15 protein-coding genes are annotated in these 20,655 nt (G+C 41.0%); 2 read left to right on the top strand and 13 right to left on the bottom strand.

Annotated elements, in window-relative coordinates; translation table 11 throughout:
- Positions 1-18: 18 nt before the first annotated feature.
- Both upp and O3670_RS09745 read right to left on the bottom strand, forming a co-directional pair.
- Positions 19-648, bottom strand: a complete 630-nt coding sequence (upp, locus tag O3670_RS09740) for a uracil phosphoribosyltransferase (protein WP_002883819.1) — start codon at positions 646-648, stop codon at positions 19-21.
- 89 nt (positions 649-737) lie between these two features.
- Positions 738-3,653, bottom strand: coding sequence for a glycoside hydrolase family 68 protein (locus O3670_RS09745; protein WP_148512950.1), 2,916 nt, complete (start codon positions 3,651-3,653; stop codon positions 738-740).
- A gap of 159 nt (positions 3,654-3,812) precedes the next feature.
- On the opposite strand from O3670_RS09745, the gene O3670_RS09750 reads away from it, so the two are divergent.
- Positions 3,813-5,534: a glycoside hydrolase family 32 protein gene (locus tag O3670_RS09750; protein WP_148512949.1), complete on the top strand. Its 1,722-nt coding sequence runs from the start codon at positions 3,813-3,815 to the stop codon at positions 5,532-5,534.
- A gap of 35 nt (positions 5,535-5,569) precedes the next feature.
- On the opposite strand, the gene O3670_RS09755 is transcribed toward O3670_RS09750, so the two are convergent.
- From O3670_RS09755 to O3670_RS09770, 4 genes are all read right to left on the bottom strand, one after another.
- A complete protein-coding gene (locus O3670_RS09755) occupies positions 5,570-6,733 on the bottom strand; it encodes a MalY/PatB family protein (RefSeq protein ID WP_107372551.1) in 1,164 nt (387 codons plus the stop codon).
- A 10-nt stretch (positions 6,734-6,743) separates the two neighbouring features.
- On the bottom strand, positions 6,744-7,838 hold the full coding sequence (locus tag O3670_RS09760) for a cystathionine gamma-synthase (RefSeq protein ID WP_148512948.1): 1,095 nt from the start codon (positions 7,836-7,838) through the stop codon (positions 6,744-6,746).
- Between the two features lie 293 nt (positions 7,839-8,131).
- Entirely contained in the window at positions 8,132-10,912 is a 2,781-nt protein-coding gene (locus O3670_RS09765; protein ID WP_371482674.1) for a cation-translocating P-type ATPase, read from the bottom strand.
- Positions 10,913-11,027: 115 nt separating this feature from the next.
- Complete coding sequence (locus O3670_RS09770) at positions 11,028-12,659, bottom strand: putative polysaccharide biosynthesis protein (protein WP_060973190.1); 1,632 nt, start codon at positions 12,657-12,659, stop codon at positions 11,028-11,030.
- A gap of 94 nt (positions 12,660-12,753) precedes the next feature.
- Between O3670_RS09770 and O3670_RS09775 the strand changes: the two genes are divergently transcribed.
- Positions 12,754-14,199, top strand: coding sequence for a UDP-N-acetylmuramoyl-L-alanyl-D-glutamate--L-lysine ligase (locus tag O3670_RS09775; protein ID WP_371596081.1), 1,446 nt, complete (start codon positions 12,754-12,756; stop codon positions 14,197-14,199).
- 19 nt (positions 14,200-14,218) lie between these two features.
- On the opposite strand, the gene O3670_RS09780 is transcribed toward O3670_RS09775, so the two are convergent.
- The 7 genes from O3670_RS09780 to rimP all read right to left on the bottom strand — a co-directional run bounded on the left by O3670_RS09780 (position 14,219) and on the right by rimP (position 20,499).
- On the bottom strand, positions 14,219-14,782 hold the full coding sequence (locus tag O3670_RS09780; RefSeq protein WP_371596082.1) for an LOG family protein: 564 nt from the start codon (positions 14,780-14,782) through the stop codon (positions 14,219-14,221).
- A 64-nt stretch (positions 14,783-14,846) separates the two neighbouring features.
- Positions 14,847-15,200, bottom strand: coding sequence for a 30S ribosome-binding factor RbfA (rbfA, locus tag O3670_RS09785; protein WP_002883798.1), 354 nt, complete (start codon positions 15,198-15,200; stop codon positions 14,847-14,849).
- A gap of 95 nt (positions 15,201-15,295) precedes the next feature.
- Complete coding sequence (gene infB / locus O3670_RS09790) at positions 15,296-18,130, bottom strand: translation initiation factor IF-2 (RefSeq protein ID WP_371596083.1); 2,835 nt, start codon at positions 18,128-18,130, stop codon at positions 15,296-15,298.
- Between the two features lie 18 nt (positions 18,131-18,148).
- The gene (locus O3670_RS09795) at positions 18,149-18,451 is read right to left on the bottom strand and encodes a YlxQ-related RNA-binding protein (RefSeq protein WP_002947460.1); all 303 of its coding nucleotides are present in this window, start codon (positions 18,449-18,451) and stop codon (positions 18,149-18,151) included.
- Entirely contained in the window at positions 18,444-18,740 is a 297-nt protein-coding gene (gene rnpM / locus O3670_RS09800; protein ID WP_014633911.1) for an RNase P modulator RnpM, read from the bottom strand. The genes O3670_RS09795 and rnpM overlap by 8 nt, the downstream gene beginning before the upstream one ends.
- Positions 18,741-18,760: 20 nt before the next feature.
- Complete coding sequence (nusA, locus tag O3670_RS09805) at positions 18,761-19,960, bottom strand: transcription termination factor NusA (RefSeq protein WP_002883755.1); 1,200 nt, start codon at positions 19,958-19,960, stop codon at positions 18,761-18,763.
- Positions 19,961-20,025: 65 nt separating this feature from the next.
- Complete coding sequence (gene rimP, locus O3670_RS09810) at positions 20,026-20,499, bottom strand: ribosome maturation factor RimP (protein WP_002883745.1); 474 nt, start codon at positions 20,497-20,499, stop codon at positions 20,026-20,028.
- Positions 20,500-20,655: the final 156 nt, after the last annotated feature.

Consider the following 20,655-nt stretch of genomic DNA (forward strand, 5'->3'; position numbering starts at 1 on the left):
AAATTTTCCCTTTTTAACTTATTTTGTACCAAAGAGACGGTCACCTGCATCTCCAAGACCTGGAACAATATAACCGTTTTCATTAAGTTTCTCATCCAAAGATGCTGTGTAGATATCGATATCTGGGTGAGCATCTTGCAATTTTTTGACACCTTCTGGTGCTGCAACCAAGCAAACAAACTTGATATTAGCAGCGCCACGTTTTTTAAGTGAGTCTACTGCCAAGATTGCTGAACCACCAGTCGCAAGCATTGGGTCTACTACAAAAATCTGACGTTGATCAATGTCTTCTGGTAATTTAACCAAGTACTCAACCGGCTCAAGAGTTTCCTCGTCACGATACATACCAATATGACCAACTTTAGCTGCTGGTACAAGGCTAAGGAAACCATCGACCATACCAATACCCGCACGAAGAATTGGAACAATCGCCAATTTCTTACCAGAAAGTTGTTTTTGTACTGTTTTTGTAATTGGTGTTTGAATTTCAACCTCTTCGAGAGGAAGGTCACGAGAAACTTCGTAACCCATGAGCATAGCAATTTCATTAACTAGCTCACGGAAGTCCTTAGTAGAAGTATCCTCACGACGGAGGATTGAAAGTTTATGTTGAATCAGTGGATGTGAAATAACTTGAAATTTACCCATAATAGTTTCTTCCTTTGCTTTATATTCACTCCATTATATCAAAAAGGCAAAAAAAACGCTTGCTTTACTGCAAACGTTTTTGAAAAGGATTATTTTTTAGGCAAATGAATCTTTCCTGTGACCAAACCATAGCCAAGAAGAGCTAGACTTGCAATGGCTGCAAAGATAGTCGCCAAGATTGAAAGAATGTTGCTGTTTGAACCTTCTGAATCACTTGGTGTCTTAGGAGTCGTAGCAAGTTTGGCAGCAACTTTAGTATTGTTGTCTTTACTTGACTCATCAGACTTAGTTACTTCATCAGCTTTAGCGACTCCGTGAGACTGAACTTCCTCTTCAGACTTAGCTGGTTTTGGAGCTTCTGTTTCAGTGACAGACTCTTCTTTAACAGGAGTCGTTGAAACAGTTGGTCCAGTTGCTACAATAGCCTCTGGTACTGGTGACGCAATCTCTGTAGCTTGAGCTACTGGACGACGATCACCAACAGAACCCTCTGTTGAAGGTTTCGCAGGAACCTCTACATGATGATCATCTGATGAATTATTATCATTAGATGGGCGGTCTGCGAAATAAGGGAACGGATTACGAACTGGAGAATCTGGATTCGTCGGCGTTGCTGGTTTATCTTCTTTATTAGTTGATGGTTGATTATTGTCTGCTGGTTTAGAAGGTGTATCTGGTTTGTTAGACTTATCATCAACAGAATGGTTACCTTCTGTTGGACTTACTGGTGTTTCTGGCTTATCTGCCTTCTTGTCTTCACCATCTTTAACAGTTACAGTCAAGACACCGTGAGCTTCAGAAACGCCTGTTGAACCATCAACTGTAGGATAAGTATGTGGTTTAAGACCATAACCCGATACCGCATAATAATCTACATTAAAGTCCTCGTTTGGCAATTTAGCACTGTTTTGATCGGCTACGTGTACCAAGCTTTCACTAGATTTATCCCAAATCCAGTCACCTTGATTCGTCATCTTAGGAAGAACTTCTGTAGTATCATCTGCATTCATCTTGATAAGGAAGCTTGGAGCCCATGTTGATTTATTCTCAGCACCGGCAATTCCACCACGGTTAGTCATGTAAGAAGTTACCAAAAGAGTATCTGATGAGCCTTCAACAGGAACCGCATAGTAAGAATAGGTAGATGTACGCCAGTCAGCTGGTACAGAGGCTGTCAAGACCACACCTGAGCCATTAAGTGGACGGTATTCTCCACGGAGGCTGTCTGATACGAATCCAAGCATGACAACATCATCACCGACAGCTTCACGCGCTGCCACAGTACCTTCAGCATCCGTAGATTTATTGATACGTGAAGCAGTGAAGAGGTAATACTTGTTACCCATCTTAACAACACTTGGACGTTCTACTTCATCAGTAACCATATGGCTAGTAACAAGTGGTGTATAAAGTTCAGCTACAGATGGATTTTTCTCGTTGTCGTCAAGTTTCAAGATACCAATAGAACCATTTGCCCATGAAGCAAGGTTATAAAGGTGTTTATTATTGACAATATTGAGGAATGACTTAAGGTTAAATGCGTCATCTCCTCCATAGTTTGACCAGTTGTAGATTTGTTTTTCGCCTTGGTAGTTTTCGTCACCTGTATTTGATTCGAAAATAAGGTAGCGACTACCGTTATCTTCAATGATGTGTGGGTCACGAAGACAGTAGTTATCTGTACGGTCTGGATTTCCATCGTGGTTGTGGTCGTCGTTGAAAGTACTCATGAATTTTGGATAACTTTGATAATGATAGTTATCCCCACCAAAGAGAATGTGGTCATTTTCAACTGACTTAATAACAACTTCGTCGTTTTCAACAGCTAGGTTAAGTGTAGCACTAGCCAATTGTTGCCAGTTCAATTTACCGCCACTAGTATCATTCTTAGTGTAGTAAAGTTGGATACTACCGTCAGAGTTTACCGTCGCTGAACCTGACCATTGTTGGTCATCTTCAAGGGCATTATAACCAAAGATTGGACCCGCATTTTTCCAATGTGTAAAGTCATTATCTCCGTATTTACTATAGAGCAAGTAAATGTGGTTTGAGTTTTTATTTGGTGCACCGGCCATTGAGATAACCAACTGATAACCGTTCCAGTTGCTTACTACACCTGACTCAGCATCTTGGACTGGCCAAGAATCCCAAACGTCGATTTCTTCTTTTTTCATCGTTTGGGCATCAACAGTGTTGAAAGCAGGCATATTGATGATTGTATCTGCTTTAAAGTAAGGAACTGCCAATTTGCTGTCTTGCTTCAAGAAGCTAGCAACGATATCTTTCAAGTTACGGTAAGTCAAGCTAGTACCTGTACCCTTGATAGCATCATCGCTAAAGTCAACTTTATTAAGTGCTTTAATTTCTTCCTCAGTCAAGGCAACGATTTGATCTGAGGTCATATTATCTTCAACAATAGACTTGATACGACCGTTAAGTTTGCTAAGGTTTGCATTAGCAGCACTGTTTTCAGTAGGTTTAAGGGCTACTTCAGTGTGTGTATCAGCTGTTTCTGAGCTTGCTGTTGAAGTTGGTGCCTCTACTGCAGCCTCTGATGTATGAGCTGGAGCAGAAACCGCAGCAACAGTTGCTGAAGGTGTTGTTGCATCTGATGAAGATGTCACTACTGTGCTAGACGCCTTTTCTTCGACTACTGATGGAGTTGTGTTGCTTGGTTGTGTCTCTGTAACTGGTGTAGTTGCAACCTCTGAATGTGCAACTGAAGATTCAACTGCTTCTGAAGTTGCCACACTTGTTGCTGTTTCACTGGCTACCGTTAGAGATGCTGTGCTTGTTTCTGGTGTTGCTGTCGCAGTAGCTACAGCTGGTACTGTTTCTGTAACTTGATCAGCTTTTACCTGAGTGGCACCCAAAAATGCCAAGGTACCAACGAGTGCTGATGTTGCCCCTACTGTGGCTACCTTACGGATGCTATAACGCATCTTTTTGCACTCTGCTTGCTTAGGTGCTACTGTATTTGACTGTGAATTAACTGTACTGTCCATATAAACTCTCCTTTTAGGTTTTCACATGTTTTATTCTATCATTTTTTAATCTAAATTCCAATCTTTTTTTAATGACAAATTGATATTTTTTGTAAAAAACTATTTTTTTGTTAAAATAATAACTATATAAAAAGCAATTTAATCAGGAATTATCACTATATGGAATCAAAATATCCTCCTCTAATCTTTATTCTTATTTTTTTAATCTTATTTTTTGTTTTTATAATAAAAAATGAGAGCGTTAACAATTCTTCCCCGAAAACAAATAAAGCTTCTGTGAGTCAAAACTTTCATCTAGCATCTCATAAAGGATGGTCTAACGACCTACAGACTATTGTGTGGAATCAAGAAGGAAACTACTATGATATCTATTTTCTACATTCTGTAGATGGGGCTACTGATCCTTTTGGACCTAACGGTCAAGATTGGACACATACAACGACTAAAGATTTTATCACCTATAGTAAACAAGAGACTGCTATACCAGCAAAGGGTGGTGACTCTAAAGAAGGATGGCATTCTGCTTGGACAGGGAGTGTAGTCACAGATAGTCAGGGGATTTCTGGTATCCAAAACGAAGAACCTGTCGCCTATTTTACAGGGCTCATGGATGATGGAAGCCAGGCAATCTATGCTAGTGAGTCAAACGACAAGGGAGCTAGCTTTACTAAAGCCTTAAAAGATGGTAAACCTTTATTGACAAAGGAACAATCCTATAACGGTAAAGATTTCCGCGATCCTTATGTCTTCCACTTCAAAGACAAATTACTCATGTATATCGCTGAAGGTGACGCCTTAGGTGTTTATCAATCTCAAGATGGTATCAACTGGACCAAAGCAGATAGCAAGGGAGACTCCAAAATCCTACCCGAAACATTTTTTAAGGGTCGTAACTGGCAGGACAACGCTCCTATCGAGTGTCCCGTTCTAAAAACAATGACAACAACTGATGGTCGGGACAAGCAAGTTCTCTTTTTTGGAGCTAAGGATACAGCCTCAGGTGAAACAACTGGAACCTACTATACTGTAGGGCATTTAGATGATAACGGCTTATTTATTGCAGACACAGAAACGAAACGCTTAGATCAAGGCTCAGACTATTATGGCGCTAACTTCACTGGAAGCAATCAAATCGAAGAAAGCAATCATAACCTTATCAGTCTTGGCTGGGTTGGTAATTGGAACTACTTCACGTCAGGCATTCACAGTGACCAAGAGGCCAAGAGTGATTTTCTAAAAACTATTGGTTTTTACACTACACCTAGACAGTTACAACTGGATAAGGACGGTATTATTCAGTCTACTCCTTTTTATAAGAATGAACAATTAACCCTCCAAAATCAAAATGGCAACATCTCAAGTCAAAGACCTCTCACCAGTGACAATAGAAAACCTTGGATTGATAAAAGTCACAATCAAAATGCGAATGGCCTTCTTGACCTGGCTGGAAAAAATAGTGCAGGGTATTACCAACTGCATTTTTCAAATATTAAGAAAGAAGGAGGCTATATCTACATTGATATCTGGCAAGGCTCTGATTACGTTAAAATCGCCTACCAAATAACAGGTGGTACCTATCAGGTCTCTGCTTATGCTGCTGAACTGAACAACAGCATGGATGGTAGCCAAACTGCCTCTTCTTACTATTACGATGGACTCTTGGGAAATGGTCAAGGTTATCAAGCTGACAGTCGCTATAAGGAAACTGATAATATTACTATAACGCTTATTACAGACAATCGTAGCTTGGAAATCTTCTTTCCAAATGGCCAAACCTACACTCTAGCTAGGTTTAATACTTCTGGCAAACAGGATGTCAAGATCTTCTCCACTCAGGAAAACCTTCTACTAAACTTGAAAATCTACGATGTGCACTCATAAGAATAAGAAAAGTGATGCTATTTGCATCACTTTTCTTATTTTCCAAAGACAGAAACGAGACGTTTCACCCCTTCTGCAACAACAGTAGTCGGTGTAGCTACGTTAAAACGGAAATGTTTTTCTCCTTCGTAACCAAAGGTAATACCGTCATTTAGCACTACCTTGGCTTCTTCTTTAAGCAAACGTCCAAGTTCATTGTGATCTTGATCATACGCTGAAAAATCAAGCCATACCAAGTAGGTTCCCTCAGGTTTCATGACTTTGATATTAGTCTTTTCACTAAGTTCCTTGGTTAAAAGGTCAATATTAGTTTCAAAGACAGTCTTCAATTCCTCTAACCAAGGTTTCCCATAGGTCAAAGCTGCTTGCGTTGTAATCAAACCAATGGTTGGAATTTCATGTTGATTATTTGCCAATTGCTTTTGTTTAAATGCTTTACGTAAGGCTTCATTTTCAATGATGGTAAAACTATTTTTGGTACCAGCAATATTAAAGGTTTTAGTGGCCGAACTAAGCACCAAGGTAAAGTCCTTGTAAGCATCTGAAATGGTATTCATGGAGATGTGCTTATTCCCATATAAGGCTAAATCTTGGTGGATTTCATCCGATACTAAAAGGACACCATGTTTTTGGCAGAGGTTTGCCACCTTGGTCAATTCTTCCTTAGTCCAGACACGCCCACCTGGGTTATGTGGGCTACAGAAAACATAAAGTTTAACCTCATTATCGACGATATCACGTTCCAATTGTTCAAAATCAATTTCGAAATGCCCATTAACCTTAACAAGACTATTCTCAATCAACTGACGATTATTCAAACGGACAGAACGAGCAAAAGGCGGATAAACTGGTGTGTTGATGAGAACAGCATCGCCTTCTTTCGTAAAGGCTTGAATAGCTGTTGAAATGGCTGGGACAACACCTTCAATGAGCACAATACTCTCTTTATCAACGACGTAACCATGTTGATTTTTTTCCCAATTAATAATGGACTGATAAAGCTCATCACTTGGATAAGGATAACCAAAAATATGTGTCTCAGCATAGTTGATGACTGCATCCCTAATCTCAGGAACAGGTAGGAAGTCCATATCAGCAACCCAAAGCTCAAGGAGTTCTGGATTACTTTCAGCTTCGTGCCATTTCATGGTGTTTTGATTCAAGCGATTTGGTTGTGTTGTAAAATCATAACGTGTCATAGATAACTCCTTAAAGACTAAGGGCATTTTCCAAGTCAGCAATCAAATCTTGTGCTGCTTCAATACCAATTGAAAGACGAAGCAAGTCATCTGTCAAACCATAGGAAGCACGTACATCACCTGGAATATCTGCGTGGGTTTGTGTCGTTGGGTAGGTAATCAAGCTTTCGACACCACCTAGGCTCTCCGCAAAGGTAAAGACCTTTAGAGAATTGATAATGGTTGGAATCTTGTCTTGATCACCCACTTTGAAGGAAATCATCCCACCCTTGCCTGGATAGAGAACTTCCTTAACAGCCGGTGACTTTTCTAAGAAAGCTACAACTTCTTGAGCATTAGCTGTCGATGCCTCCATACGAAGTTTTAAGGTCTTAAGACCACGCATGAGCATATAGCTATCAAATGGTGATAAGGTAGGACCCGTAGTATTGAGGTTATAATAAAGTTTATCGTAGAATTCTTGGTTACTAGTCACAACAACACCAGCCAAAACATCATTATGCCCTGATAGGTATTTAGTAGCTGAATGTACAACGATATCAGCACCTTGAGTAATCGGAGTTTGATAGATTGGGCTATAGAAAGTATTATCAACAATAACCACCGCACCCTTGTCATGAGCAATTTTGGCCACTTTTTCAATATCAAACTCAATCATAAGTGGGTTTGTCGGTGTTTCGATGTAGACAATATCGGTATCTTCTGTAATAGCCGCAATCATCTCATCTTCTGTATTTGTGTATTCAAAAAAGAAACGCCCTTCTTTTTCCTTGTCATTAAACCAACGGAAAGAACCTCCGTAAAGGTCACGCGCAGCTACAACCTTGCTACCTACTGGGAAAATTTCAAAGGCCAAAACAATGGCGCTCATCCCTGAACTTGTCGCAATAGCATAATCTGCTTTTTCAATAGCTGCAAGTGTTTTTTCCACTGTTGCGCGTGTTGGATTTTTAGTTCGTGTATAGTCAAAACCAGTAGAATGGCCATATTCTGGATGTTGGTAAGTTGTTGAAAAATGAATTGGTGAAGCCAAGGCTCCTGTTGCTTCATCCGAATTGATTCCTGCGTGTGCCAAAATGGTTTCTAATTGATATTCTTGTGTCATAATGCGCCCTTTCTACATGGTAAAGTGGATATACTCCATATCTATGACCTCTATTTTATCACTATTTTCTGAAAATAATGGTAAGTTCATCATACGGATTCTTGATAGTTAGTTATAGTTTATTTCTATAACCTAAAAAGACAGATAGATACTGACTCTAATTTAAAATAAGGCCAATTTTTGAGATTGTCTAAAGTAGATTTTCAAGCATCAAAAAGTGCCTGAAACATCATCGTTTCAAGCACTAAGAAATGATTTAAAAGTCTCGCTGCAATCCGAAGTAAGCTACTGACTTACTTTTTATCAAATAAGCGATATCTGATTTCTTCCAAAGCCATAATAACAAACGGACAAGCAAGTAAATAGAGCCAATCATCAAGTCCAATAGGTGCAGTGTTAAATAGCGTGTGGAAGAAAGGCACGTAAGACAGGATGATAAAGAGAACAATTTCTAAAACAATCCCTAAGCTAATAATCCGATTAGCAAATGGTTTAACTTGGAATATAGACCCTCTACCTTTACGACTATTCATAGCCATACCAATTTGGGTAAAGATAATAGCTCCTAAGGTCATGGTAGTTGCCTCTCGATAGAGAGGACCTGAGCTGGCCAAATGGTTTAAGTTACCTTGATTAACCCAATAATTAAGGAAGAAAGCCCCCATAGCTAAGGCTGCTTCAATCAGTCCATACCAGACAAAAGCCTTAATCAACAATTGTCGATTGAGCAAGCGATCTGAAAGACGTCTTGGTGGTCTGTCCATAACGCCCTCTTCAGGCGGTTCAACCCCTAGCCCCAAAGCAGGCATCATATCTGTTCCCAGGTCGATGGCTAGGATTTGCATAACCGTTAAGGGAAGAGGTATACGTCCCAAAGAGAACAAGAAGAAAGCAGAGGGTACAGCTTCTGGTGTGTTGGAATTAAAAATATAAGTCAGGAATTTTTGAATATTTCTATAAACTGCACGACCTTCTTCGACAGCATGAACAATAGAAGCAAAATGATCATCTGTTAAAATCATATCGGCAGATTCCTTGGCAACATCAGTTCCTGATAGCCCCATAGCTACACCGATATCAGCTTTTTTAAGGGCAGGGGCATCATTAACACCATCACCAGTAACAGCGACAACTTCGCCAAGTTCTTGAAGGGCATTGACCACACGGTATTTTTGTTCAGGTGCTACACGAGCAAAAACGATTTCGCCTTTAAGAGCTTCTTTAAGCTGATTGTCATCCATGTCTGCCAGTTCAAGGCCTGAAACAACACGTGCATCGTCCCCTTGTACAATTCCGATTTTCTTGGCAATGCTAAGAGCTGTCAAACCATAATCACCTGTCACCATGATAATACGAATACTAGCTCTATGGCATTTTTCAATGGCTTCACGCACACCCTGACGTGGCGGATCACTCATGGCAACCAAGCCTAGAAAGACCATATTGTCCTCCAGGGTCTGCATGTCCCACCGGTCTTCTCCAATATGCTCGCTATCTAAAGGTCTATAGGCCACAGCTAAAACACGTAGACCATCACGGGCAAACTTATCGTTAGCCGCAAGGATAGCCTGACGCTCAGTAGCTGTCAATGATTTAATCATCCCTTGATTATCAAAGTAATCTGAGCAAAGCTCCATCACTTCTTTTGGAGCACCTTTGGTGATAGATATATGATAACTACCATCCAATCCTGACTCAAGCTTATGCACTGTTGTCATCCGTTTACGATCAGAATCAAAGGGAATTTCCTTGATGCGAGGGGCCCAAGTATGATTGTCATTTAAATTAATTCCTGCTTTTTCAGCGAGAACATTAAGACAAGCCTCCGTCGGATCACCTAAAATCGTATAATTGGGATTATCAGCATTAGGAGCTACAACTTGAGCATTACTAGCCAAATGTGAGAATCGGACCAAACGATTAAGGAGCTCATTTTCTTCAAGAGAAACAGGTTGTCCTTCCTGCTCAATCTGCCCTTCCGGTGCGTAACCTAGCCCAGTTACCCCATAACTGTCTGACAAGGTCCACAGGTGGTTAACCGTCATAGCATTTTGCGTCAAAGTCCCTGTTTTATCCGAACAAATAACAGAAGTTGCTCCTAGCGTCTCTACCGAAGACAACTTCTTAACCAAAGCATGATCCTTAGCCATACGCTGAACTGCCATGGCTAGAGAGAGAGTAACTGTGGGAAGAAGTCCCTCTGGAATAAAGGCCACAATCATCCCCAATGCAAAAATAAAGGCTTGAGACAAAGGCTGATGGACAAATAGAGTCGCTGCCACCATAAAGAAGAGACCTACAGATACTGCGATGACCGAAATCTGTTTGGTTAAATGGTCTAGTTCCTTTTGCAGTGGACTTTTTTCCTGAGCTAGGTTTTGCGTCAAGTCTGCAATTTGTCCAAACTCAGTTTTCATACCGATAGCAGATACTATAAAATGTCCAGAACCAGAAGAGACTGTCGTCCCTGCAAATACCATATTGTCATATTCTAACTCAGTCTTGTCGGGAGTCAAATCTGCTTGATCTGACTTATAAATAGGATTAGACTCACCAGTGAGGGCCGATTGATTAACCTGCAAATCTGTCACAGCGACCAAGCGTCCGTCTGCAGAAATACGGTCTCCTTCTTCAATGAAAACCAGGTCACCTGGCACCAAGTCTTGAGCTAGAATCTTGTCCTCCTTACCATCACGAAGAACTCGCGCATAGGATGGAAGAAGCTTGTTAAGAGCTGCCGTAGCCTGACTTGCTCTATATTCTTGAATAAAGCTAAAGAGACCATTAATAATGTTGACCAACCAAATTGCAATCCCCAACTCCAAGCTATGAGAGAGCATAGCGATAAAGCCACCGACCCACAATAAGAGGGCCATGAGACTGGTAAAATGTCTGAAAAAGGTCAGCCAAAGAGGCTCCTTCTTACTTTCCTTCAATTGGTTAGGTCCATAAGTCGCCTGCCTCTCCTTAACCTCTTGTGAGCTCAAACCTTGACGGCTTGTTTGCAAGACTTGGTAAACTTGTTCAGGAGGATAGGTCCCTAATTTTATCTTTTCTTGTCTAGAATCAGTCATAGTCCTTTCCTCGATTCTAAATCATTAAAACGATTTCATTTTTTCACCCCTATTATACTCCTTTTTCAGAAAATGTTGATAAGAAAAAACCAAGCTACACGACTTGGTTTAAATCTTATTTAATATGTAATTTAGCACGTAGGCTAGCTGCTCGGGTGCCAAGCAATTGGTCAGCCATACGAGTTACAAGAGCAAGAACGCCATAGACACCAATTCCAAGGCCTCCTCCAATGATCAAGTAAATCACACTGCCCACACGGCTTGTTGGTGAAAGTACAAACTGGAACACCCCATAGAAGACTGCAACTGGAATAGCCATGAGCACTGTAAGGATACAGATGAGTAAGGCTTTTCTAAACACTGTCTTACGACTAAAGTGCGTAACAGTGTGGAGGCGATTATACATCAGAGCAATTGGAACACCTAAGCCGATGGCTGTTGAAATAACTGGTCCAAGAGCTCCTAGGAAAATAATCAATGGTAACTGTAAGACTCCCTTAACTAAAACCCCAATCGCAAAATAGTTGATAGCTTTACGGGTTTCAAAGATTGCCTGAAGCATAGGTGCTAAAACGCTATACAAGGCCAAGAAAATAACTTGAATCAGACTGGCTACAAAGAGCAAGTGGGCCTGGCTATCTGGTGCCCCGTAAAAAACTGTGTAGAGTGGTTTTGCTAAAATCACTGATCCTACAATGGCAGGAACAATAAAGAGCAAAAGCAACTGTAGGTTATTGATAATCAACTTAGCCGCTCCCTTCAAATCCTTCTTAACCATATTTTCAGTCAAGAGTGGAATCCCAACCCCAGCAATAGAAAGAGCAACGGCAATCAAAATCATGGTAATCTTACTTGGGTTTGAAGACAAGTAAGCATAGAGAACCTGAAGTTGACTGTTACTATAGCTTGTAAACTTCTCCATAGTACGGATAAAGGTCCATTGGTCAATCAGTTGGAAAAGCTGAATAGCAGATCCAGTGATAATAAAAGGGACAGCTTCCTTAAAGGTTTCAATAACAATTGCAGTCGGATTGATATCTGGATGAACAGCCTGCTTGCCAAAAAGACTCTTGAGCTTGCCCTCCTTCCAAAGGTAGAAGAAAAGCACCCCATAACTAGCCAACATACCGATAAAAGCGGCAAAAGTCGATTGGACAACTGCTGTCACATAATCGCCTGTCCCAATTTTCATGATGAAGAAGGTCGCCAACAGCATCCAAATAACACGGATAATCTGCTCCGCAATCTGACTTAAAGCATAAGGCTTCATGTTGTTAAAGCCTTGGAAAAAGCCTCGTAAAACAGACATAGATGGGAAAATAACAACTGCCCAAGAGAGACTACGCATTACGCGAACCAGATCCTCGTCTCCCCCAGAAAGGTAAGACATCCACGGCGAAGCAAAGTACATGAAAACGCCAAAGATCAGTCCGAGACCAATCATGTAATACAAGATACGCTTGAGTAAGAAGAAACTCGTCTCCATCTTTCCAAGAGTATTGTATTTAGACACCTGTTTGGCAATTGCGACTGGAATCCCTGCTGTAGAAATCAAAAGGAAAAGGGCATAAATGTTATACCCTTGACCAAAGAGGGCATTGGCTTGGTCGCCTTGTTTACCCATCCAAGCATACCAAGGAATAATGTAAAGTGCCCCTAATAGACGACTGATAATATTGGATGCTGTCATCCACGCCGTCCCTCTTAGCATCTGCTGCTGCTGTGTGTCAGTTTTAGTTTCAGTCATAACTTTCTTTCTAGAGAATAAAATATAATCTAGTTTATTATAAACTTTTGGCTGTGACTTGTAAAACAAGAACATTAAGGCTAAAATAGGAACTATGATTACTATTGAACAAGTTCTAGAGGTTCTCAAAAAGGACCGTAATTTTCGAGATATTATTGACCAAGATAACTACTACTATTCATGGACTGGAGTGACTTTTGATCATCTTTCTTACGACAGTCGTGATGTCACACCATCTTCCCTCTTTTTTGCCAAAGGGGCTGCCTTTAAGCCTGAATTTTTAGAGAATGCTGTCAAAGCTGGCTTGAGTTTCTACGTGGCTGAAAAAGATTATCAAGTGGGAATTCCTGTCATTATCGTAACAGATATCAAGCAGGCTATGAGCCTCGTTGCTCAGGCCTTCTACCAATACCCCCAAGACAAACTAAAATTGCTGGCTTTTACTGGGACAAAAGGGAAAACAACAGCAGCCTACTTTGCCTTCAATATTCTCAAGCAAAGTCATAAACCTGCTATGCTTTCAACCATGAACACGACATTAGACGGAAAAAACTTCTTCAAGTCTACCTTAACAACACCTGAGAGTTTGGACCTTTTCCGTATGATGGCTGAAGCTGTTGATAATGGCATGACCCATCTGATTATGGAAGTCTCAAGTCAAGCCTATCTGACTAAGCGTGTCTATGGATTGACTTTTGATGTAGGTGTCTTTCTTAACATCAGCCCAGACCATATTGGGCCTATTGAACACCCAACCTTTGAAGACTACTTCTACCATAAGCGTCTCCTCTTGGAAAACAGTCGAGTTGTTATCGTAAATAGCGGTATGGATCACTTTGATTTTATTGCTGAAGAAGTTGCAGATAAAGAGCATGACTTCTATGGTAAAAACTCCGACAATGCTGTTAAACATGGCTCAGGTTTTAGCTTTAAGGCAAGTGGGAAATTAGCCGGCGACTATGATATCCAACTTATCGGTGACTTTAACCAGGACAATGCTATGGCTGCAGGTCTAGCCTGCCTACGTCTTGGAGCTAGCCTTCAAGACATCAAAGAAGGGATTGCTCAGACCTCTGTTCCAGGGCGTATGGAAGTTCTTACACAAACTAAAGGAGCCAAGGTTTTTGTGGACTATGCTCACAATGGAGATAGCCTAGATAAGCTCTTACAAGTCGTAACCAGCCATCAAGATGGCCATATTAGCCTAATTCTAGGGGCTCCTGGAAATAAAGGTGAAAGTCGTCGTAAAGACTTCGGACATGTCCTCAATACCTACCCTGATGTTGATGTCTTCCTAACAGCCGACGATCCTAACAAGGAGGATCCTCTTGCTATCTGTCAAGAAATTGCCAGTCACATCAACCGTGAGGTACGTATCATTGTTGATCGAGAAGAAGCAATCAAAACAGCAATATCTGAGACTACAGACTCCAAAGATGCTGTGGTTATTGCCGGTAAAGGTGCTGATGCTTTCCAAATCGTAAATGGGAAACGTGATAACTATGCTGGCGATATAGAAGTCGCTAAGAAATATTTGTAAGCATTTAGTTAAAGCAATACTACCGATAACGTCTCAATTGAGGAGGCGTGTAGGACTGGACGAAAGCTGCAATTTCTGAAAAATCATCTGTAAAGAGGAATTTTGCTGCTGTTTCAGCCTCCAAAAAATCATGAGCAACCATGGTATCTAACATCGTTTTCATAGCATCATAATAGCCATTGAGATTGAAGAAAACACAGGGTTTGTCCAACTTACCGACTCGAGCAGCTGCAATAGCTTCAGAGATTTCTTCCAGTGTCCCTAAACCTCCTGGAAGGGCGATAAAGAGATCTCCTTGCTCTAGCATGGCAGTCTTTCGTTCTGCCATAGTTTCTACTATGGTCATTGAGGTTAACCCCTCATAAGCTATCTCCCTATCTTTGAGGAATTGTGGCATAATGCCATGAGCCTGTCCACCATTTTCCAAAACCGTATCACCAAGAACTCCCATAAGTCCCATCCTACTGCCACCATAGACTAGGGTATGCCCATTTTTAGCAATCCACTGACCCAAGGCAATTGTTGCTTTCTTAAAGCTAGGATTATCACCCATATTAGCACCCAAATAGACCGTTACTTTCATTGAAGTCCTCCTTTTTATTCTATTATAACGCAAAATTCCTGCCATAACTGACAGGAATTTTTTCTTAGTCTTTACGCTCCAAATTACGAAGCATTTCATCAATTTTATTACCGTATTCGATAGACTCATCTTTAATAAAGGTCAAATCCGGAATCTTATACATAGTCAATTTTTTACCAAGTTCACGCTTGATTGTCCCAGTAGCCTTTTCAAGACCAGTTTGTGCTTTTTGGTTATCTGAGGCCAAGGTTGAATGAATGGTGTAAAAAATCTTAGCAGCTGACAAATCACCAAGCATCTGTACATCTGTGATAGTGACATCTTGCACGCGTGGATCACGAACTTTCTTTTGAAGAATTTCATTGACCTCACGTTTGATTTCCATACCAACACGGTCTACACGAAATGAATTTCCCATAGTCTTATCCTTTCTCTCTTATTATGATGGAACAAAAGCCAGGCCAGATGACCTAGCTTTGTCTCCTAAGTAAGCTTTCTTAAAAGCTAACAAAATTAACGTTTAATTTCTTCCATAATGTAAGCTTCGATAACGTCATCAACTTTAATATCGTTATAGTTTTCAATCATCAAACCACCCTCTTGAGCGTTTCCGACTTCTTTAACGTCATCTTTAAAGTGTTTCAAGCTTGCCAATTTACCATCAAAAATAACGACACCATCACGAATCACACGGGCACTTGAATCACGAGTAATTTTACCACTAGTAACCATGAACCCACCGATTGTTCCGACTTTAGAAACTTTGAAGGTTTCACGGATAATAGCTTCACCAATGACTTTTTCTTCAAATTCAGGATCAAGCATCCCTTTCATGGCATCTTCGATTTCTTCGATAACCTTGTAGATGATGCTGTGAAGACGAATTTCAACTTCATCAGTTTCCGCTTGTTGACGTGCTTGTGGTGTAGGACGAACGTTAAATCCGATAACAACAGCATCTGAAGCTTCCGCAAGAGTAATATCAGATTCGTTGATAGCACCTACTGCTGAGTGAACAACATTAACACGAACACCCTCAACATCAATCTTAAGAAGTGATGCTGCCAAGGCTTCAACAGAACCTTGTACGTCGGCCTTGATGATAACATTAACAGTCTTCAATTCACCAGCTTTAAGGGTATCAAAGAGGTTATCAAGACTAACACGATGTGTTTGTTGACGTTGTTTCATAAGGGCACGTTTGGCACGTTCTTCACCGGCTGCACGAGCTGCTTTTTCGTCTTCATAAACGGCAAAATGGTCACCCGCCATAGGCGCTTCGTTCAAACCAGTAATTGAAACTGGTGTTGATGGTGCTGCAGTCTTAATACGACGACCAAGGTCATTGGTCATAGCACGGACACGTCCGAAGGTATTACCAACAACGATTGGGTCTTGAACATGCAAGGTACCTTGTTGAACAAGGAGGGTTGCAACCGCACCTTTACCTTTATCCAAACGCGCTTCAATAACGGTACCGATGGCACGAACTGTTGGGTCAGCTTTAAGTTCTTCCACTTCAGCCACAAGAAGAACTGTTTCAAGCAATTCTTCAATATTTTGACCAAACTTCGCTGAAATTTCAACGAATTCGCTATCCCCACCCCATGCAGTTGAGATAACGCCATGCTCTGCCAATTCACCGATTACACGCTCTGGGTTAGCACCTGGTTTATCAATCTTGTTAATCGCAACAATGATTGGAACACCAGCAGCCTTAGAGTGGTTGATGGCTTCAATAGTTTGTGGCATAACACCGTCATCCGCAGCGACAATCAAGATAGTAATATCTGTAACAGAAGCACCACGGGCACGCATAGATGTAAAGGCCGCGTGTCCTGGAGTATCAAGGAAGGTGATTTTCTTACCACCCTCTTCAATTTGGTAGGCACCAATATGCTGTGTGATACCACCAGCTTCTCCAGTCGCAACACGTGAGTTACGAAGGGTATCAAGAAGGGTTGTTTTACCATGGTCAACGTGTCCCATGATAGTAACAACTGGTGCACGTTCTACCATAGCATCTTTGTTAAGGTAATCTTCGTCAACAAAGAAACGTTCGATATCAGCATTATCGACTTCTTCTTTCTTGGTTGCCTCAATACCATAGTCAAGCATCAACAACTCAATGGTATCCCCGTCAAGAGATTGGTTTTGAGTTGCCATAACGCCCATCATGAAGAGTTTCTTAACGATTTCAGCTGGTTCGCGTTTAATACGTTTTGCGATTTCTGCAACCGTCATGCCTTCAGTGTATTCAAATTCTTTTGGTAATTCATGGAATTTACGCTCTGTTACTGGTTTTGGAGCTGAATTACCACGGTTATTTTTACCTTTTTTATTTTTGTTTTTGTTCCAGTTACTATTTCGTTGATTTCTCACTTGGTTTTGATTATTCCACTTATTATTTCTTGTTTGCTTAGGTCCATCTTCATTCTCGCGACGATTATCACGTGATTTATCTGGACGTGCCTTTTTACGACGTGTATCTTGTGCTTGCGCAGCTGGAGCTGGTTGAGCAGCCGGTGCTGGTTCTGGAGTTGGCTTAGCTTCAGCAACTGCTTTTTGAGCAGCGACTTCAGCCTGTTGTTTTTCTTTTCTTGCCTTTTCCTGTTCTTTCGCACGGCGTTGCTCTGCAGCTTTTTCCTCACGGAAGCGTGTTTCACTTTGACGTGAGTACTCTGCATTTTGCTCTGCTTTTAAGGCTGCTGCACGCGCTTTAAAGTCAATACGTGGTCCTGCCTGATTGTTGCGGGCAGCATCGTTACGTTTATTTCGACCTTGATCATTGCGCTGTTTGCCTTGGAAATTACGGTCACGATTACTATTGTTATCGCGGTTCCCATTGTTACGGTTTCCTTGACCATTTCCATTTTGGTTGCGACGATCATTATTCTGACGTTTACCTTGATCGTTTCCTTGTTGATTTCGGTTTCGATTACGGTTGTCACGTCCTCCGACATTTTGACGACGCTCTGCTTCTGCCTTGGCACGTGCTTCACGTTCTGCCTTAAAATTACGGCTTTGTGGTTTTTTCGGAGTCGCAGGGGCTTCTTTGACTTCAGCCTTTGATGTTTCTTTAGCTGGAGCTGATTTGGCAACAGGTACCTTATCAACCTTAGGCGCTACCTTTTCCTCTTTAGGAGTTGGTGTCGCTTTAGGAGCTGGCTTGCTTTCAGCCTTAGCTGTTCCCCCTTTTAAACTTGAAGTGATACGATTAGCATCAGCTTCTTCAACTGATGAGGAATGGCTCTTCACAGAAAGACCAAGTTCTTGAGCTTTTGCAACAACAACCTTGCTTTCTACACCAACCTCTTTTGCGATTTCATATAATCGTTTCTTTGACACGTGATGTCCTCCTATTCTTTATTCCATAAGAGTCCTCATTTTCTTTGAAAATCCAGCATCAACTACAGCAACCGTTTTTCTTGGTTTACCAATAGCCATGCTTAATTCCAGTGCGTTAAACACTGTGGAGACTTCTATATTATAGTAGTTACATTTATCAGTCGTCTTTTTAGTCACGTTACTACCAGCATCATTGGCAAGAAAAACTAGTCTCGCCTGCCCTGATTGAACTGCCTTGATGACAAGTTCTTCGCCAGAAATAAGTTTTCCAGCTCTTTGTGCCAGTCCTAACATATTTGACAATTTTTCTGTGTTATTCAAGACCTAACTCTCTTCTTTTGACCTTGTGATCCACATAAGCAATGAGTTCATCATAAAAACTTTCAGGAACATCCATTGAGAAACTATGGTTAAAAGCACGTTTCTTTTTAGCTTGGAGAGCTTCTTCATTATCTAGTTTAATGTAAGCACCTCTGCCATTTTGCTTTCCTGTTGGATCAATGAAAATCTCACCATCTTTAGTTTTTACGATGCGGAGCAAATCACGTTTATCAATGATTTCTCCTGAGACAACTGATTTGCGTAAAGGTATTTTTCGTGTTTTAGCCATCAAACACCTCTATGTTCTTCTTATTCTGCTTCTGTTGTTTCAATTACTTCTTCTGTTGTGACTTCAACAGGTGTAGCATCTTCTGCAACAATCTCGTCAACAACTTCCTCAGTAGCAGCCTCAGCTTTTTCAGCTTCGAGTGCTTCATATTCAGAAGCTGACTTGATGTCAATACGGTAACCAGTCAAATGAGCTGCCAAACGAACGTTTTGTCCACGACGACCAATTGCAAGAGATAATTTGTTATCTGGTACAACTACTGTCGCACGTTTGCTATCATCTTCGTCAAAGAGAACATAGTCCACTTCAGCCGGTGCAATAGCATTGTAGATAAATTCAGCTGGATCTTCAACCCATTGAATAACATCAATATTTTCCTCAACAGGAACTTCAATTCCTGTCTTAGCATCCAAACGTGTTGGGTGGAAACGGCTGACAACTTTCTTGATGTTACTTCCACCACGACCAACGATAGTACCAATAGCATCAACGTTAGGGTTATGACTGCGAACAGCAACTTTGGTACGATCACCAGCTTCACGAGACACGCTCATGATTTCTACAGTTCCATCAAATACTTCAGGAATTTCTTGTTCCATGATACGTTTGATGAATTCTGGATGGCTACGGCTTACAAAGACGTTAACACCCTTAGGGTTGTTTTCAACTTTATAAACATAAACATCGATGACGTCGTGTGACTTAAAGCTTTCGCCAGGAATTTGGTCTTGGCGTGACAATTGAGCTTCGAGCGTTCCAAGATTGACATAAATGAAACGTTGGTCAAAGCGTTCAACTGTTCCTTGCATGATTTCACCTTCATGTTGCTTATAGTCATTATAAGTGATTTCACGCATCTGCTTGCGCATCTTTTCCATAATGGTTTGTTTGGCAGATTGCGCTGCAACACGGCCAAATTCATCAACTGACTCTTCAAAACGAATCTTATCGCCAAGTTCGTAAGCAGAGCTGATAGCAAGGGCATCTTTCAAGCTAATTTCCAAACGACTATCAAAGACTTCGTCTACAACTTCACGAACGGTATAAACTTGAAAATCACCTGTTTTTTCATTGAATTCAACTACAGCTGATTCTGACTGACCATAACGACGCTTGTAGGCTGACTTAAGCGATTCAACCACGGCATCAATGATGTCTTCCTTGTTAATGTGTTTTTCTTCTTCCAAGACACGGAAGGCTTCTAGCATTTCTTTGCTCATATTCTTTGTTGTTTTAACCTCTAAAGGCCAAAACTGGCATCCTTTCTTTATTTACACTAATAGTTTTAGAGTTTGACTGCCAAACGAGCTTTAGCAACTGTTTGATAGGGAATCTCAACAGTTTTATGGCGAGTCTTATCAAGGTAATCAATTGTTAGGGTTTCCCCATCAAAGGCCACCAAGTCACCTTGGAAAATCTTGATCTTATCAATAGCCTTGTAAAGACTAACATTGATATACTGACCAACAGCATTTGTCAAAGCTTCTTTGGTTTTTAAGGGACGCTCTAACCCTGGACTAGAAACTTCCAGCATGTATTGATCCGGGAAAGGATCAGGCTGAATAGTATCCAAGAGGGGACTGATAATTTCAGTCAAGTCTGCAGTATCTTCTACAGTAATACCTCCTGGCTTATCAATCAAAACTGACAAGACATAGTCACCGCCAAGCTTTTCGTACTCGATATCGACCAGTTCGTATGGCTCAGGAATAGCTGGAGCTACGACTGCCGTCACGAGATCAATAATTTTTTGCGACATTATGACCTCCTTACACACACAAGAGACGAAGTTTCTACTCCGCCTCTCTTTCGTTATTTTCCTATATTATAGCATAGCTCAAAAGCCATTGCAAGGAATAACCATATTGCTATCATTTCATAACAAAAAGGTTGGGAATCACCCAACCTTATTTAT

Origin of the sequence: Streptococcus sp. 27098_8_74, assembly GCF_041431705.1 — a bacterium.
GTDB lineage: Bacteria > Bacillota > Bacilli > Lactobacillales > Streptococcaceae > Streptococcus > Streptococcus salivarius_E.